Here is a 15,418-nt window from a genome sequence, read left to right as displayed (position 1 = left end):
AAAAAATAGACAAAATCTGTGGTTTTTCTTTTCAGGCATGATATAATAAAGCTATAAAACGGTTTCAAGGAAGGTGACGTGATGTCAGAAGAAACAATAGACTACGGACAAGTGACAGGAATGGTACATTCGACAGAGAGTTTTGGGGCGGTAGATGGTCCCGGAATTCGTTTCATTGTCTTTTTGCAGGGCTGTCAGATGCGTTGCCAATATTGCCATAACCCTGACACATGGGCGATGGAAACCAATAAATCTCGTGTACGAACAGTAGATGATGTTCTAGAAGAAGCGCTTCGTTATCGTGGTTTCTGGGGAGACAAGGGAGGTATCACAGTCAGTGGAGGAGAAGCTCTCTTGCAGATTGATTTCTTGATTGCCCTCTTTACCAAGGCAAAAGAAAAAGGAATCCACTGTACCTTGGATACTTGTGCCCTTCCATTCCGTAATAAACCACGCTATCTAGAAAAATTCAACAAGTTAATGGCCGTGACAGACTTGGTTCTTCTTGATATCAAGGAAATCAACGAAGCACAACACAAGATTGTAACCAGTCAAACCAATAAAAATATCTTGGCATGTGCTCAGTACTTGTCAGATATTGGGAAACCTGTTTGGATTCGTCACGTTCTTGTGCCTGGATTGACAGACCGTGATGAAGATTTGATTGAACTTGGGAAGTTCGTAAAAACTCTTAAAAACGTTGATAAGTTTGAAATCCTACCCTACCACACTATGGGAGAATTCAAATGGCGTGAACTTGGAATTCCTTATTCGCTTGAAGGGGTTAAACCTCCAACAGCAGATCGTGTGAAGAACGCTAAGGAATTGATGGATACAGAAAGTTATCAAGATTACATGAAACGTGTACATGGATAAAAAGAAGCCTGATGGGAACATCGGGCTTTTAAGTTTACACAAATAAATACAAATAAGATTAAATTAAACAAAATTTTTATGATTTATATGACAATACAGATTTTATAAAGATTTAAAATTCTGAAAAAAATCCGAAAATTATCGGTTAATATATACTTGTTTAAAACGATAAAACAAAAAATTGAACAGGAGACATCTATGGAACAAAGCATTACCATTAAAAATCTATGTAAGTCATATGGTCAAACTCAAATTTTAAAAGATATTTCTTTTGAAGCAAAAGCAGGTAAAGTGACTGCTTTCCTTGGCCCAAATGGAGCTGGTAAAAGTTCAACCTTACGTATCTTATTAGGATTAGACAAAGCAACATCTGGTCTTACCAAAATTGGAGATCAAACTTATAAGGAATTAAAATTTCCTCTAAAGACTGTAGGAGCTTCATTTGACAGTGTCGGAGCTCCTGATGATCGGACTGTTTATCAACATTTGAAAATTGTTGCTGCTAGTAATGGAATATCCAGCCAGCGAATTGAGCAAGTCTTGGATATGGTGGATATTAGTCATAAGAAAAAATCTAAAATAGGAAAATTATCATTAGGAGAAGGACAACGCTTGGGAATTGCAACAGCTCTATTAGGGGATCCTCAGTATCTGATATTGGATGAACCGACAAATGGGTTGGATCCAAGAGGAATTCGGTGGTTTAGAGAGTTTATAAAAAAACAAGCTCAAGAAGGGAAGACAGTCTTGCTATCATCTCATATATTATCGGAAGTGGAAGCAGTAACAGATGATGTGGTCATCATAAATAAAGGCAAAGTTCTTATAAAAGGGACTTTACAAGAAGTGATGAAAAATCTTTCTTCACTGGAGGAAGTCTTCTTTAGATTAACAGAGGGAGGAAAGTGACATGGCACTTATTTACTCTCTTCATTCTGAAATATTGAAATTACTTTATAAGAGAGCTACTCATATTGTACTATTCTTGATACTAGTATTTCAAACGTTTTTAGCAAATATTGGTGCATCTCAAATTGTTTCAGTTGGTATCCATGCTACCCCAGAGACAACCCCAGAGTTAGTAGAAGCTATTCCCCCTATTGAATTTTTAGGTTTTGATGTTACTTTAGTTGGCGTTTTTTTTATGATTATCTTAGGATCAATCTACGGAGCAGAAGAGTATAAAGGCTCTGTTATTCGCACAAGCCTCCTCTCTAATACGAGTAGAAGTACTTTCCTAGTTTCAAAAACATTAGTTTGGCTGGTATTTTCTTTTGTCATTTCCTTCCTATCAATATTTCTGACGATTAACATGACACATTATGTTTTAGGACAAGATGGTTTATTACTTTTTTCACTAAATGGGACAGTTTGGTTCTATATGTTTTTGGACAGTATAGCTTGGACGTTGTTGGGGCTTTTAGCCTATATTCTGGCTTTAACATTTAAAAAAGCCCTTGTTCCCCTATTGTTTTTGCTTCCTCAAGTCTACAATTTAGGAACATTCTTAGCCGATCATATATCAATTGCGAAATTTCTTCCAGTTTCATTGAGCTATGGACTTATTGCTACATCTCCTCAAATGTTAGAACAGAATAGTTTACAAAATATTTTGCTTTTACTATGTTGGAATTTGTCATTCTTGGTTTTGGCAATTTACCGGTTACTTAAGTCAGATGTTGGAGGAGGGGAATGAGTTGAAAGAGCAATTTAAAAGTGAGTATCTCAAGTTTATTATGAATCCTTGGCATTGGTTGATTATAGGTGCTCTATTACTTTGTGTTCCGCCGATGGTTATTTTTTTAAATAGTAAACCAGATCAGTTGACCCTACACTTTGTTTTGGAACAGCTACTGCAAAGTCTCTATTTAGGACAGGCAGGTTTTATTAGTCTAGCTATACTATTTATAGGTCAAGAATTTACAGGTTCTAGCCTTCGTACAAGTTTTATTACATGTCCAAATCGTTTAAAATTTATAATATGTAAACTAGCTATTGTGTTATGTGTGGAAATTGTATTATTGCTAGCTTTAATATCAGTATGTATACTAATTGCCCAAGGATACTACAATATCAATCTTTTGAGCAATATTAAAAATGTTCTAACAATCCTATTTCCAGTTTGTATTTCTATTTTAACCTTCTCTCTTTTAAGTGGTATTTTTGTATTTATTTTCCGATCTTTTACCTTAATTTTGGGAATAAGTTTATCTCTTTTATTGGGCTTGGGACAAATGCTACTACAATTCAGTTCTTTTTTTAGAAATTTACCATTACTAGCTAGTATGAACTGTTACTATATCCATCCTTTATCACTTTATTACCCAGTTTGGCAAGGTCTGGGGATACAAATAGTATGGTTATTAATTGTTTTTCTATTAGCTACACTGATACTTATAGGAAGAAATATACGCTAAAGACAGGGGCTATCCTGTCTTTTTCTCAGTTAATGATATAATATAATTTAGGAGCGTGAGTTATGGCTTATAAAATTTTAGTGGTAGATGATGATCTTGCTATTCTTCGCCTAATAAAAAAGGTACTAGAGTATGAAAAGTATGAAGTAGTCATACGAAATAACATAGAAGAGATTGATCTTTGTGATTTTACAGGATTTGACTTGATTTTATTAGATATTATGATGCCTGTTAGTGGTTTAGAAGTCTGTCAGATGATTCGCGAGCAGATATCTGTTCCTATCTGTTTTATAACTGCTAAGGATATGGATGAAGATTTGGTGGCTGGGATCAATGCAGGAGCTGATGATTATATTATCAAGCCCTTTAGTATGCCAGAGCTTTTAGCACGTGTTAAAATGCACTTACGTCGTGAAGAACGGACTAAAGGAAATGTTCATCAAATAAAGATTGGGAAGCTTATACTATATACGGATAGTAAGGAACTATTTGTAAACGAAGATAAGATTGCCTTGACAAGGAGGGAATTTGATATAGTGAATCTTTTAGCAAGTAACCCAAGTAAAATATATTCTATAGAGGAAATCTATAATTATTTATATCCACAAAGTTCAGAAGCTCTTTTACGTTCGGTTTCAGAGTACATTTATCAAATTCGTCAAAAGCTGAAACCTTATCAATTAAATCCAATTAAAACCTTGTACGGTGGAGGATATCAATGGGTAGAATCAAAAGTTTTAGACAATTAATTCGAGAAACCTGCTGGAGAATTATTTGGCAGTTTAGTCTTGGCTTACTAATGGCCTATCTTATTCCCTTAGCTTCAGTATCTATACAAATAAATGAAGATGGGAAGCCTCTTAAAAATAATGATGTTCAATCAATTTTTTTCAATGTGTCATCATGGATATATATTTGTGTTTTATTGATTATTCTAATAAGTTATCACATTGGTAAATTGTTGAAAAAACTAAGTTATGAAATGAATTTGATTTATGAAAATAGTATGTGGCTTGAAAGCGAATGTACAGAAAGATTAACGGTTAAGGAGTTTCGTGAGACTGGTAATCGCATTATTGTGATGCAAAATCGTATTCGACAGCTATTAGATGATGAGAAGCAACAGAAAGAAGATTTGATGTTTCAGGTTTCAGCAGCTTCTCATGATTTAAAGACACCTCTAACTATCATCAAAGGGAATGCAGAATTTTTGCACATTTCCACTAAAGATGAGCAGTCTAAAGAATGTTTAGCGGATATAGTTCATGCTAGTCAACGCTTGCTTGATTATTTTAATCAGTTGATTCATTATTCTAAAACTTACTATGATGATGAGACAGGTTGGACGGAGTATTCTTCTTCAGATTTTATCAATGAATTAGAGAAAGAAGTCTCTTTTTTGATAAAAAATCAGATGAAGTTTTCTTTTGAACAAAATTTGAAAGGAACTGAAGGTTATTATATAAATCCATCTCTTCTGATTCGTGCAATACAAAATATTTTAACAAATGCTTTGGAGTATGCAGATAAACAGAATCCTAAAATTAAAATTAGGGTAGAGCAAGAGGGGAAGGAATTGAAAATAGGGATATGGAATAATGGCTCTGAATTTCCAGATGAAGTTTTAACTAATTTTGGGAAGCTCTTTTATCGTATGGATAAAGCTAGAACGGTTAAAGAGCAACATTTTGGTATTGGACTTAGTTTTGTATGTAGAGTTGCAAAACTGCACAAAGGCCGAGTTGAGCTTAGAAATAGAGACGAGGGAGCAGAAGTTTTAATGGCTCTTAATTGTATTAAATCAAAGTGATTTACTTACTAATTTGTTGTCATAGGATTTAAATAAATTAAGATGTGAAAGTAGATAATAAAAACGAATGAATGATACCTAGTTCATGAAAACTAATTGTCATTCATTCGTTTTTTTAATTATTGGATAGCACACGTAGCTTTATCTAGAATGTTGTTTTCCAGAATTGCGTTTTTTGTTTTTCTTTTTATTAGAAGTTGGGATAACTGCTGCTGATTCAGGAGTTACATCTTTACGAGTAGCTGAAGTTTTGCTTGCTTGTGGTGGGTTCTTGGCATATTCTTCACGTACTTTTTTACGAAGTTTTGGACGAATGATGTAGTTGACGATGAATTGTTGAAGGATCATCATGAAACCACCGACAACCCAGTAAAGCGTAACGCTGGCTGGTGAGAAAATTGAGAACATGACAATCATCATTGGACTCATGTAAATCATCTTCTTAAGTTGTTCTCTTTGAGTCTCGTCTTCAACTCCGTGTAGTGAAAGGAGCGATTGGACGTAGTAGAGAACACCTGCACAGGCGATAAGAATCCAACTTGGAGAACCAAGTGCGATTCCTAAGAAGCTAGCTTCAGAAACACCTTCTGTATGTTGAGCTGCAAAGTAGATCGCTGAGAAGAAAGGCATTTGGATGAGGAGAGGGAAACATCCTACTCCGCCAAACATGCTGATACCGTGCTCTTTTTGAGCAGCAAAGAGAGCTTGTTGGGCTTCAAGTTTTTCTTCTTGAGTCGTTGCTTCTTTCAGACGAGTTTGATGTGGCTCAAGAACATGCTTGAGGGCGTTCATCTTTTCAGAATGAAGCGTTGCCTTCCATGATTGGTAGATACCAAGTGGCAAAATAATCAAGCGGACGATAATGGTTACGATAATAATAGCGACCCCGAAGCCTAGCCCTTTATCAGTAGCAAAGTACTTGATAGCTTCAGCCATAGGTGCTCCAATTGTATTCCAAATAAATCCTGTTGGTTGTCCAGTTGCTTTATCAACCTGGACACAGCCTGTCAAGACTAATAGCATAGCCACTCCCATGATAGAGAGGGCGATTCGTTTAATTGATTTCACTGTTTTTATTCCTTCTTTAAAAATTATACCTTTCTATTCTACTTTTTTTTTTGAAAATATACAATAGTTCTAGAGACCTAATTTGCTACTTTGAAATCTGAATAGGATGGGAAGTTGCTCATTTGCACATCTAGGTAGGTTACTTTTGAGAAGGGAGTAGGTCCTTTTCGGATTTCTTGGATGAACTTAGCCATGATAGCTGAAGACTCTGCTTGGGCAAGAATTTCAACGGTTCCGTCATCATTGTTCCAGACACGACCAGTGATTCCACCTAGTTCGAGGGCAAGGGTGTAGACGCCCCAGCGGAAACCAACGCCTTGAACTCGACCCTGTGCGATCATTTTGACCTTTTGCATACCAAACCTCCTTGATTGTGTTATAATACTCCTATGACTATTATAACCTCTAAAGCCAATTCTGTGGTAAAAAATGCCAAGAAATTGCATCAAAAAAAATATCGAAAATCTTCTTATTTAATTGAAGGATGGCATTTGTTTGAAGAGGCTGTTCAGGCTGGTGCAAAGATTGAGAAAATATTTGCCCTTTCAGAGTATGGTGAAAAATTAACGGACTACCCTCAGACTGTCTTTGTGGCCGAAGAAATCTTGCTTGATTTAGCAGATTCACAAACTCCTCAGGGCATTGTAGCCATTGTTCAAAAGGAAGAAGAGCAGTTGCCGGATTTGAGCCAAGGGAAATATCTTTTCTTGGAAGACGTGCAGGATCCTGGAAATGTTGGCACAATGATCCGAACGGCAGATGCGGCAGGTTTTTCGGGAGTCGTTGTTTCAAGCAAGTCAGCAGATATTTATAGCTTGAAGACTCTTCGATCCATGCAGGGCAGTCATTTTCATTTACCGATTTATCGGATGCCTATTGAAACTTTTGTTGAAGAGGCTAAAAAGGGCAATTTACCAATTCTGGCAACTACTTTGTCCCAAAACTCTAAAGATTATCGTGAGCTTGCTCAGCTAGCAGATTTCGTCTTGGTTATGGGAAATGAAGGTCAAGGCATTAGTCCATTCATGACAAATCAGGCAGATCAACTGGTTCATATTACCATGAAAGGGCAAGCGGAAAGTCTCAACGTTGCCATTGCTGCAGGCATACTCATGTTTTATTTGAGTTAAATTGTTTTATTTTTGTTATAATAAGTAAAAAGATTTCATAAGGAGAAAAAAGATATGAATCAAACAATTATTCAAGAACGTTCTGGTCTGAATCAATTTTATGCAAAAGTCTATGCTTTTGTAGGAATCGGGATTGCCTTATCTGCAATTGTTTCAGCCTTGATGTTAACAACCTTCCAAGATCTTCTTGTTCAGTTAATGCTTAACGCTCGCATATGGCTAATCGTAACAGGAATTGTAGAAGTAGCTCTAGTGATTTTTGCGAGTGGTTTAGCTGTAAAGAATAGTCCAGCAACCTTTCCAATATTCCTGCTCTACTCAGCGGTCAATGGTTTTTCACTAAGCTTCATTGTGTCGCTCTATCTTCCTGGAACAGTTTTGACAGCCTTTATCTCTAGTGCAGCCCTCTTCTTTGTGATGGCTATCGTAGGAGTAGTCATTAAAAAGGATTTGAGTGGAATCGGTCGTGCTTTGATTGCAGCCCTATTTGGTTTGATACTAGCTATGGTTGTCAATATCTTCTTAAATAGTGACCTAATGGATTATATTATTAGTATTGTTATGGTGCTTGTTTTTGCAGGTCTCATTGCTTGGGATAATCAAAAAATTCGTTATGTTTACGAAGAGTCAGATGGTCAGGTAGCTACAGGCTGGGCAATTTCTTTAGCACTTAGCCTCTACCTCGACTTTATCAACCTCTTCCTTAGCTTCCTACGTATCTTTGGAAGAGACGATTAATACTTTTAGAGCTCAAATGAGCTCTTTTTTAATTTTTACTTTCATTTTTACTAACAAAAGGGTATAATCTTTTTATTATTCAAAAGGAGGAACGTATGAAGAAAAGTTTTATCCATCAGCAAGAAGAGATTTCCTTTGTGAAAAATACCTTTACCCAATATTTAAAAGATAAGTTAGAAGTAGTAGAAGTGCAAGGACCAATCTTAAGTAAGGTTGGAGACGGGATGCAGGACAACCTTTCAGGTATTGAAAATCCAGTTTCAGTTAAGGTTTTGCAGATTCCTAATGAAACCTATGAAGTGGTGCATTCACTTGCTAAGTGGAAACGCCATACCTTGGCTCGTTTTGGTTTTGGTGAGGGAGAAGGCCTCTTTGTTCACATGAAGGCCCTTCGTCCAGACGAAGACTCACTAGATGCGACTCACTCAGTTTATGTTGACCAGTGGGACTGGGAAAAGGTAATTCCTAACGGGCACCGTAATCTAGCCTACCTCAAGGAAACCGTTGAAAAGATTTATAAGGCCATTCGTTTAACAGAGTTGGCAGTTGAAGCCCGCTATGATATTGAGTCAATCTTGCCCAAGCAAATTACTTTTATCCATACTGAAGAATTGGTAGAACGCTACCCAGACTTAACTCCAAAAGAACGTGAAAATGCTATCTGTAAGGAATTCGGTGCAGTCTTCTTGATTGGTATCGGTGGTGTATTGTCAGATGGGAAACCTCATGACGGACGTGCACCGGACTATGATGACTGGACAACAGAATCTGAAAATGGCTACAAGGGCCTAAATGGAGATATCCTTGTTTGGAATGATAATTTGGGTGCAGCCTTTGAATTGTCTTCAATGGGGATTCGTGTCGATGAAGACACTCTTCGTCGACAGGTAGCTATTACAGGAGATGAAGACCGCTTATCTCTTGAATGGCATAAGGCTCTCTTGAATGGACTCTTCCCATTGACAATTGGTGGAGGAATTGGACAGTCTCGTATGGCCATGTTCTTACTTCGTAAGAAGCACATCGGTGAAGTTCAAACCAGTGTTTGGCCACAAGAAGTTAGAGATACTTACGAGAATATTCTTTAATCAATCGAACCGAGAGGTTCGATTTTCTTATTTCATCAGAATTTGGTATAATATACCTTATGAAAATCGTATCAGGAATCTACGGAGGACGTCCTTTAAAGACCTTGGACGGGAAAACAACGAGGCCAACATCGGACAAGGTCCGCGGAGCTATTTTCAATATGATTGGCCCTTACTTTGAAGGAGGACGTGTGCTAGATCTCTATGCTGGTAGTGGGGGCTTATCCATTGAAGCAGTTTCAAGAGGGATGTCGAGCGCTGTCCTAGTTGAGAAGGATCGCCGAGCACAGAATATTGTGGCAGAAAACATTCAGATGACCAAGGAGACTTCTAAATTTCAATTATTGAAAATGGAATCCAGTCGTGCATTGGAGCAAGTGGATGGTGTCTTTGATCTCATCTTTTTGGACCCTCCCTATGCCAAGGAGCAAATCGTATCCGACATTGAAAAAATGGCTGAGAGAAATCTTTTCTCAGAAGATGTCATGGTGGTCTGCGAGACCGATAAATCAGTAGAGCTTCCAGAAGAAATCGCCTGTTTAGGCATCTGGAAGGAAAAAATATATGGGATTAGTAAGGTGACGGTTTATGTCAGATAAAATTGGGCTATTTACAGGTTCGTTTGATCCAATGACAAATGGGCATATGGATCTCATTGAGCGTGCAAGTAAGCTCTTTGATAAATTGTATGTGGGGATTTTTTATAATCCACACAAAAATGGATTTTTACCGATAGAAAGTCGGCTAGAGACGGTTGAAAAAGCGGTGGGACACCTAAAAAATGTCCAGGTCATATCCTCTCATGATGAATTAGTCGTTGATGTTGCGAGAAAACTGGGTGTCCATGTTCTTGTTCGTGGTTTGCGTAACGCTGCGGATCTTCAGTATGAAGCCAGTTTTGATTTTTACAACCATCAATTAGCAGGAGAGATTGAGACAGTCTATCTCCATAGTCGCCCAGAGCATGTTTACATCAGCTCTTCGGCTGTGAGAGAACTATTGAAGTTTGAACAAGATATTAGCAAGTATGTACCAAATGTAGTCTTGGAGGAGTTAAAGAATGAAGAAAAAAACTAGATGGCCCATATATTTAATCATCGGGCTCATTATCACTTTTATAGCTTTTACGGTACCACTTCCTTATTACATTGAGGTGCCAGGAACTTCAGAAGATATTCGAAAGGTTTTACAAGTCAATAACCAATCTGACCAAGAAGAAGGTTCTTACCAATTTGTGACGGTAGGAGTTAAACACGCCAGAATGGTGGACTTAGTTTATGCTTGGCTAACACCTTTTACAGATATTCGTAGTGCCAAAGAAATGACAGGTGGTTCTTCAGATGCAGAATTTATGCGAATCAACCAGTTTTACATGGAAACTTCGCAGAACATGGCCAAATATCAAGGACTCAAGGCAGCTGGTAAGGAAATAGAGCTCAAATATCTGGGCGTCTATGTTTTGACTGTGACAGACAATTCAACTTTTAAGGGTATTCTGAATATCGCTGATACTGTGACAGCGGTGAATGATAAGACTTTTGAGAGTTCTAAGGAGATGGTCGACTACGTCAACTCTCAAACTCTAGGTGACAAGGTTAAGGTTACTTACCAAGAGGATGGGAAAGTTAAAACGGCTGAAGGGAAAATCATTACTCTTGAAAATGGGAAAAATGGTATCGGAATTGGGTTGATTGACCGCACAGAAGTATCAAGTGATGTGCCAATCAAGTTTTCAACTGCTGGCATTGGTGGTCCGAGTGCTGGAATGATGTTTAGTTTATCCATCTATACGCAAATTGCAGATCCAACTCTTCGAAATGGACGTATTATTGCCGGTACAGGAAGTATCGACAGAGATGGAAATGTTGGTGATATTGGTGGAATTGACAAAAAAGTTGTTGCTGCTGCAAAAAAAGGAGCTACTGTATTTTTTGCTCCTAACAATCCAGTAACTGAAGAAGCTAAAAAGGCCAATCCTAATGCTAAAAGTAATTATGACACGGCTGTAGAAGCTGCTGAAATGATTAAAACAGACATGAAGATTGTTCCTGTAAAAACACTTCAGGATGCAATTGATTACTTGAAAAACAACCCATAGAATATAGTGCAAGTCCATAGACTAGCGTAGAAAAAGAGAAGATGGTATAATAGGCAGATGATTCAATTGTTTTTTACCCTCAGTAGTCATATGTTTTTTGTCTACCTAGTGTTTCAACTCTTGAAAGATTTGGTTAAATGGGATCAAATTTTGAAGGTGACCAAGGACAATGCGAGGAAAGTACGACTTTTGGTAGTATTGTGTAGTATTGGTTTAGGGTATCTGATTAGTTCCTTTTTCCTAAATCTCTATCAGTTATGGCAAGAAGCAGTACGGACATTATTCTAAACTCGAAAGTAAAGGAAAATATTTATGGAAAAAATTGTAGTTCGAGGTGGCGATAATCGCCTTGTCGGAAGTGTTACCATTGAGGGCGCGAAAAATGCAGTTTTGCCACTACTTGCGGCGACAATTTTAGCAAGCGAAGGAAAAACAGTTTTAAAAAATGTTCCTATCCTATCGGATGTCTTTACCATGAACCAAGTAGTTCGTGGATTAAATGCGAAAGTTAATTTTGATCAAGATGCACACATTGTTGAAGTGGATGCGACAGATGATATCACAGAAGAAGCTCCCTATAAGTATGTCAGCAAGATGCGTGCTTCTATTGTAGTCTTGGGTCCAATCCTAGCTAGGGTTGGTCACGCTAAAGTTTCGATGCCAGGTGGTTGTACAATTGGTAGTCGTCCGATTGACCTTCACCTTAAAGGTTTGGAGGCAATGGGAGCTCAGATTACTCAAACGGCAGGTTATATCGAAGCTAAGGCGGACCGTTTGCACGGAGCTCACATCTATATGGACTTTCCAAGTGTTGGAGCAACCCAAAACTTAATGATGGCTGCGACGCTTGCTGATGGAGTCACTGTTATTGAAAATGCAGCACGTGAACCTGAAATTGTAGACTTAGCTGTTCTTTTAAATAAGATGGGAGCTAAAGTCAAAGGTGCAGGAACAGAAAGCATCACCATCACTGGTGTTGAAAAATTGCATGGTGCAACACATAACGTTGTACAAGACCGTATTGAAGCAGGGACTTTCATGGTTGCCGCTGCAATGACAGGTGGAGATGTACTAATTCAAGATGCTATCTGGGAACACAATCGACCATTGATAGCGAAATTACAGGAAATGGGTGTTGAAGTCATTGATGAGGATGAAGGTATCCGTATCCGTTCTCAACGAGACAAACTAAAAGCAGTTCATGTTAAGACACTTCCGCATCCAGGGTTCCCTACGGACATGCAGGCGCAGTTTACTGCTCTTATGACGGTTGCTCAAGGAGAATCGACTATGATTGAGACAGTCTTTGAGAATCGTTTCCAACATCTAGAGGAAATGCGTCGTATGGGCTTGCATTCTGAGATTATCCGTGATACAGCTCGTATTGTCGGCGGGCAACCTCTCCAAGGGGCAGAAGTGTTGTCTACAGACCTTCGTGCAAGTGCAGCCTTGATATTGACAGGCTTAGTGGCTGAGGGTGAGACAGTTGTTGGGAAACTTGTCCATTTGGATAGAGGCTATTATCGTTTCCATGAAAAATTAGCTCAGTTAGGAGCTAGTATTGAACGGGTAAGTGTGGAAGCTGATGAAGATGAATAAACAAGTATCTTATGTGCTACGTCGATTTCTATTGGTCATTATTGTTTTGCTTCTAGGGATTTTGGCGCTTGGAATTGGTTTGATGATTGGCTATGGCATCGTAGGAAAGGGTCAAGATCCATGGGCGATTTTGACACCCGATAAATGGCATGAACTGATTGCAAAATTTACAGGGAAATAGGCTGGGGAACCGGCCTTTTTCTAGGGATAAAAGTAAGGAGGAAATATGAATAAAAAAACCAGACAGGCCCTCATAGGTCTCCTGATTTTTCTACTTTTGTCGGCAGGAAGTTACTACATAAGAGAAATGCAGGCTTCCAATAATACACCACAAACACAGGTACAGCAAAAGTCAGAGTCACCTGATACTCCTAGTCAAGAATTGGCTGAGAGTGTATTGACTGATTCGGTCAAAAAACAAATAAAGGGATCCCTTGAGTGGAATGGAGCAGGTGCCTTTATTGTTAATGGGAACAAAACCAATCTAGATGCTAAGGTATCAAGTAAACCCTATGCTGATAATAAAACAAAAACTGTAGGTGGTGAGACCGTTCCTACCGTAGCCAATGCGCTCATGTCAAAGGCAACTCGACAGTACAAAGACCGTGAAGAGACGGGGAATGGTTCAACTTCTTGGACACCAGCAGGATGGCATCAAGTTAAGAATCTAAAAGGAACCTACAATCACGCAGTAGATAGAGGGCATTTATTAGGCTATGCCTTGATTGGTGGTTTGGATGGTTTTGATGCATCTACTAGCAATCCCAAAAATATCGCTGTACAAACAGCCTGGGCTAACCAAGCACGCGCAGAAGATTCCACGGGACAAAACTACTATGAAAGTTTAGTTCGAAAAGCCTTGGATCAAAATAAGCGCGTGCGTTACCGTGTCACATTGCTCTACGCTACAGAAGAAGATTTGGTTCCTTCTGCATCTCAGATTGAAGCCAAATCATCTGATGGTGAATTGGAGTTTAACGTCGTAGTTCCTAACATTCAAAAGGGAATTCAGTTAGATTACCGAACAGGAAAAGTAACTGTTACAAAGAACTAATAGATAGTCGGTCCCTTATTGTTTCGGTAGGGGATTTACTATAGAAATCACAATTTAATGTGTAGAAGTTGAAAAATATGGTATAATAGTCACAATTATACTTTTTAGGAGAAGGAAAATGGAAGACCCGAGCAGTCAGGATTTGTTACTGCAATTTGTATTATTAGTTGTTTTGACCTTTTTAAATGCTTTTTTCTCTGCTACAGAGATGGCTATGGTTTCTCTTAGTCGCTCACGTGTTGAACAAAAGGCTGAAGAGGGGGATAAACGCTATATCCGTTTGCTAAAGGTACTTGAAAACCCCAATCACTTTTTATCAACCATTCAAGTTGGTATTACTTTAATTACAATCTTGTCAGGGGCTAAACTAGCAGACTCTCTAGGACAATTGATAGCCTCATGGATGGGAAATAGCGAAACTGCGCACGCAATCGCAAGCTTCCTGTCACTTGCTTTCTTGACCTATATCTCTATCGTTTTTGGCGAACTTTATCCTAAACGCATTGCTCTAAATCTTAAGGATGCCTTGGCAATCCGAACTGTACCATTTATTATTGCTATCGGTAAGATTGTGAGTCCCTTTGTTTGGTTGCTATCTGCATCAACCAATCTTTTGAGCCGTTTGACGCCGATGACATTTGACGATGCAGACGAAAAAATGACTCGTGATGAGATTGAGTACATGCTGACTAAAAGCGAAGAAACTTTGGATGCTGATGAAATCGAGATGTTGCAGGGGATTTTCTCACTGGATGAGCTTATGGCGCGTGAAGTCATGGTTCCTCGAACAGATGCCTTTATGGTAGATATCCAAGATGACACTCAGACCATTATCGAAAGTATCTTAAAACAAAACTTTTCTCGAATTCCTGTTTATGACGGCGATAAGGACAATGTCATTGGTTTGATTCATACAAAGAATCTGCTAAAAGCAGGGTTTGCCGATGGTTTTGATAATATTGTATTGAGAAAGATATTACAGGAACCTCTATTTGTACCTGAAACCATTTTTGTGGACGATTTGTTAAAAGAACTGAGAAATTCACAAAGACAGATGGCTATTCTTCTTGATGAATACGGAGGAATGGCTGGATTGGTAACACTTGAGGATCTCCTTGAAGAGATTGTTGGTGAGATTGATGATGAAACTGACCGTGCTGAAGTCTATGTTCATACTATCGGCGAGGACACTCATATTGTCCAAGGGACAATGAATTTGAACGATTTCAATGATTATTTTGATGTCGAGCTTGAAAGTGACAATGTAGATACTATTGCTGGTTATTATTTGACAGGTGTGGGAACTATTCCAACATCTGAGAAACTCAGCTATGAGTTAGATAGTGGAAATAAGCATATCACCTTGACAAATGACAAGGTAAAAAATGGTCGTGTCACCAAGCTTAAGGTTCAAATTCAAGAACTTGAATCAGAAGAAGAAACTGAATAAAACAAAAGCTTTATCAGAGAAGACTGATAAAGCTTTTTTGAGCGGTCTTTTTTTTATTTACACTGAAAGCTTGGATTTTAAATCCAAGCT

The 15,418-nt window shown here is 38.3% G+C and carries 19 protein-coding genes; 17 read left to right on the top strand and 2 right to left on the bottom strand.

Translation table 11 applies throughout. The features are described 5' to 3' along the window. Positions 1-81: 81 nt before the first annotated feature. The 6 genes from pflA (at position 82) to KBU52_RS05490 (ending at position 5,103) form a co-directional block, all read left to right on the top strand. Complete coding sequence (gene pflA, locus KBU52_RS05515; protein WP_004251620.1) at positions 82-876, top strand: pyruvate formate-lyase-activating protein; 795 nt, start codon at positions 82-84, stop codon at positions 874-876. Between the two features lie 198 nt (positions 877-1,074). Next, positions 1,075-1,785 carry an ABC transporter ATP-binding protein gene (locus tag KBU52_RS05510; RefSeq protein WP_254724581.1) on the top strand — a complete coding sequence of 237 codons (711 nt, stop codon included), beginning with the start codon at positions 1,075-1,077 and terminating at the stop codon, positions 1,783-1,785. 1 nt (position 1,786) lies between these two features. Further along, complete coding sequence (locus tag KBU52_RS05505; RefSeq protein WP_014713379.1) at positions 1,787-2,572, top strand: ABC transporter permease; 786 nt, start codon at positions 1,787-1,789, stop codon at positions 2,570-2,572. 1 nt (position 2,573) lies between these two features. Further along, positions 2,574-3,293: an ABC transporter permease gene (locus tag KBU52_RS05500; protein ID WP_138261582.1), complete on the top strand. Its 720-nt coding sequence runs from the start codon at positions 2,574-2,576 to the stop codon at positions 3,291-3,293. 62 nt (positions 3,294-3,355) lie between these two features. After that, on the top strand, positions 3,356-4,042 hold the full coding sequence (locus KBU52_RS05495) for a response regulator transcription factor (RefSeq protein ID WP_014713377.1): 687 nt from the start codon (positions 3,356-3,358) through the stop codon (positions 4,040-4,042). Then, positions 4,012-5,103, top strand: a complete 1,092-nt coding sequence (locus KBU52_RS05490; RefSeq protein WP_254724580.1) for a sensor histidine kinase KdpD — start codon at positions 4,012-4,014, stop codon at positions 5,101-5,103. The genes KBU52_RS05495 and KBU52_RS05490 overlap by 31 nt, the downstream gene beginning before the upstream one ends. 141 nt (positions 5,104-5,244) lie before the next feature. Here the strand turns inward: KBU52_RS05490 and yidC are convergent, their stop codons facing one another. Both yidC and KBU52_RS05480 read right to left on the bottom strand, forming a co-directional pair. Then, a complete protein-coding gene (gene yidC, locus KBU52_RS05485) occupies positions 5,245-6,171 on the bottom strand; it encodes a membrane protein insertase YidC (protein WP_254724579.1) in 927 nt (308 codons plus the stop codon). 77 nt (positions 6,172-6,248) lie between these two features. Beyond that, positions 6,249-6,527: an acylphosphatase gene (locus KBU52_RS05480; RefSeq protein WP_049502928.1), complete on the bottom strand. Its 279-nt coding sequence runs from the start codon at positions 6,525-6,527 to the stop codon at positions 6,249-6,251. A 33-nt stretch (positions 6,528-6,560) separates the two neighbouring features. On the opposite strand from KBU52_RS05480, the gene KBU52_RS05475 reads away from it, so the two are divergent. The 11 genes from KBU52_RS05475 to KBU52_RS05425 all read left to right on the top strand — a co-directional run bounded on the left by KBU52_RS05475 (position 6,561) and on the right by KBU52_RS05425 (position 15,328). Next, the gene (locus KBU52_RS05475; protein ID WP_036752228.1) at positions 6,561-7,301 is read left to right on the top strand and encodes an RNA methyltransferase; all 741 of its coding nucleotides are present in this window, start codon (positions 6,561-6,563) and stop codon (positions 7,299-7,301) included. Between the two features lie 54 nt (positions 7,302-7,355). Continuing rightward, positions 7,356-8,039 carry a Bax inhibitor-1/YccA family protein gene (locus KBU52_RS05470; protein ID WP_254724578.1) on the top strand — a complete coding sequence of 228 codons (684 nt, stop codon included), beginning with the start codon at positions 7,356-7,358 and terminating at the stop codon, positions 8,037-8,039. A 95-nt stretch (positions 8,040-8,134) separates the two neighbouring features. After that, positions 8,135-9,127: an aspartate--ammonia ligase gene (asnA, locus tag KBU52_RS05465; RefSeq protein ID WP_254724577.1), complete on the top strand. Its 993-nt coding sequence runs from the start codon at positions 8,135-8,137 to the stop codon at positions 9,125-9,127. A 59-nt stretch (positions 9,128-9,186) separates the two neighbouring features. Beyond that, a complete protein-coding gene (gene rsmD / locus KBU52_RS05460) occupies positions 9,187-9,726 on the top strand; it encodes a 16S rRNA (guanine(966)-N(2))-methyltransferase RsmD (protein WP_049494510.1) in 540 nt (179 codons plus the stop codon). Then, entirely contained in the window at positions 9,716-10,204 is a 489-nt protein-coding gene (coaD, locus tag KBU52_RS05455; RefSeq protein ID WP_254724576.1) for a pantetheine-phosphate adenylyltransferase, read from the top strand. Before rsmD ends, coaD begins: the two co-directional genes overlap by 11 nt. Continuing rightward, positions 10,188-11,225 (top strand): SepM family pheromone-processing serine protease, encoded by a 1,038-nt coding sequence (locus KBU52_RS05450; protein ID WP_006147840.1) that lies wholly within the window; start codon positions 10,188-10,190, stop codon positions 11,223-11,225. Before coaD ends, KBU52_RS05450 begins: the two co-directional genes overlap by 17 nt. A 57-nt stretch (positions 11,226-11,282) precedes the next feature. After that, complete coding sequence (locus KBU52_RS05445; protein ID WP_033587493.1) at positions 11,283-11,513, top strand: DUF1146 family protein; 231 nt, start codon at positions 11,283-11,285, stop codon at positions 11,511-11,513. Between the two features lie 24 nt (positions 11,514-11,537). Beyond that, positions 11,538-12,824 carry a UDP-N-acetylglucosamine 1-carboxyvinyltransferase gene (gene murA, locus KBU52_RS05440; protein WP_254724575.1) on the top strand — a complete coding sequence of 429 codons (1,287 nt, stop codon included), beginning with the start codon at positions 11,538-11,540 and terminating at the stop codon, positions 12,822-12,824. Then, a complete protein-coding gene (locus KBU52_RS05435; RefSeq protein ID WP_254724574.1) occupies positions 12,811-13,005 on the top strand; it encodes a DNA-directed RNA polymerase subunit beta in 195 nt (64 codons plus the stop codon). Before murA ends, KBU52_RS05435 begins: the two co-directional genes overlap by 14 nt. 45 nt (positions 13,006-13,050) lie before the next feature. Next, complete coding sequence (locus KBU52_RS05430) at positions 13,051-13,878, top strand: DNA/RNA non-specific endonuclease (RefSeq protein ID WP_254724573.1); 828 nt, start codon at positions 13,051-13,053, stop codon at positions 13,876-13,878. Positions 13,879-13,996: 118 nt separating this feature from the next. Next, positions 13,997-15,328: a hemolysin family protein gene (locus KBU52_RS05425; RefSeq protein ID WP_254724572.1), complete on the top strand. Its 1,332-nt coding sequence runs from the start codon at positions 13,997-13,999 to the stop codon at positions 15,326-15,328. Positions 15,329-15,418 lie beyond the last annotated feature (90 nt).

This window comes from Streptococcus sp. 9.1(2021) (genome assembly GCF_030466425.1).
Lineage (GTDB): Bacteria > Bacillota > Bacilli > Lactobacillales > Streptococcaceae > Streptococcus > Streptococcus wuxiensis.
Note: the sequence above shows the minus strand (reverse complement) of the source record. Positions and strands in the feature narration are given on the sequence as shown.

What these genes read in the sequence shown, in the direction of transcription:
- KBU52_RS05510 (WP_254724581.1), top strand. Translation starts at nt 1,075, where the DNA reads ATGGAACAAAGCATTACCATTAAAAATCTATGTAAGTCATATGGTCAA.
- rsmD (WP_049494510.1), top strand. Translation starts at nt 9,187, where the DNA reads ATGAAAATCGTATCAGGAATCTACGGAGGACGTCCTTTAAAGACCTTG.
- KBU52_RS05490 (WP_254724580.1), top strand. Translation starts at nt 4,012, where the DNA reads ATGGGTAGAATCAAAAGTTTTAGACAATTAATTCGAGAAACCTGCTGG.
- pflA (WP_004251620.1), top strand. Translation starts at nt 82, where the DNA reads ATGTCAGAAGAAACAATAGACTACGGACAAGTGACAGGAATGGTACAT.
- KBU52_RS05425 (WP_254724572.1), top strand. Translation starts at nt 13,997, where the DNA reads ATGGAAGACCCGAGCAGTCAGGATTTGTTACTGCAATTTGTATTATTA.
- KBU52_RS05495 (WP_014713377.1), top strand. Translation starts at nt 3,356, where the DNA reads ATGGCTTATAAAATTTTAGTGGTAGATGATGATCTTGCTATTCTTCGC.
- KBU52_RS05475 (WP_036752228.1), top strand. Translation starts at nt 6,561, where the DNA reads ATGACTATTATAACCTCTAAAGCCAATTCTGTGGTAAAAAATGCCAAG.
- coaD (WP_254724576.1), top strand. Translation starts at nt 9,716, where the DNA reads ATGTCAGATAAAATTGGGCTATTTACAGGTTCGTTTGATCCAATGACA.
- KBU52_RS05430 (WP_254724573.1), top strand. Translation starts at nt 13,051, where the DNA reads ATGAATAAAAAAACCAGACAGGCCCTCATAGGTCTCCTGATTTTTCTA.
- KBU52_RS05505 (WP_014713379.1), top strand. Translation starts at nt 1,787, where the DNA reads ATGGCACTTATTTACTCTCTTCATTCTGAAATATTGAAATTACTTTAT.
- KBU52_RS05470 (WP_254724578.1), top strand. Translation starts at nt 7,356, where the DNA reads ATGAATCAAACAATTATTCAAGAACGTTCTGGTCTGAATCAATTTTAT.
- KBU52_RS05435 (WP_254724574.1), top strand. Translation starts at nt 12,811, where the DNA reads ATGAAGATGAATAAACAAGTATCTTATGTGCTACGTCGATTTCTATTG.
- murA (WP_254724575.1), top strand. Translation starts at nt 11,538, where the DNA reads ATGGAAAAAATTGTAGTTCGAGGTGGCGATAATCGCCTTGTCGGAAGT.
- asnA (WP_254724577.1), top strand. Translation starts at nt 8,135, where the DNA reads ATGAAGAAAAGTTTTATCCATCAGCAAGAAGAGATTTCCTTTGTGAAA.
- KBU52_RS05450 (WP_006147840.1), top strand. Translation starts at nt 10,188, where the DNA reads ATGAAGAAAAAAACTAGATGGCCCATATATTTAATCATCGGGCTCATT.
- KBU52_RS05445 (WP_033587493.1), top strand. Translation starts at nt 11,283, where the DNA reads ATGATTCAATTGTTTTTTACCCTCAGTAGTCATATGTTTTTTGTCTAC.
- KBU52_RS05480 (WP_049502928.1), bottom strand. Translation starts at nt 6,527, where the DNA reads ATGCAAAAGGTCAAAATGATCGCACAGGGTCGAGTTCAAGGCGTTGGT.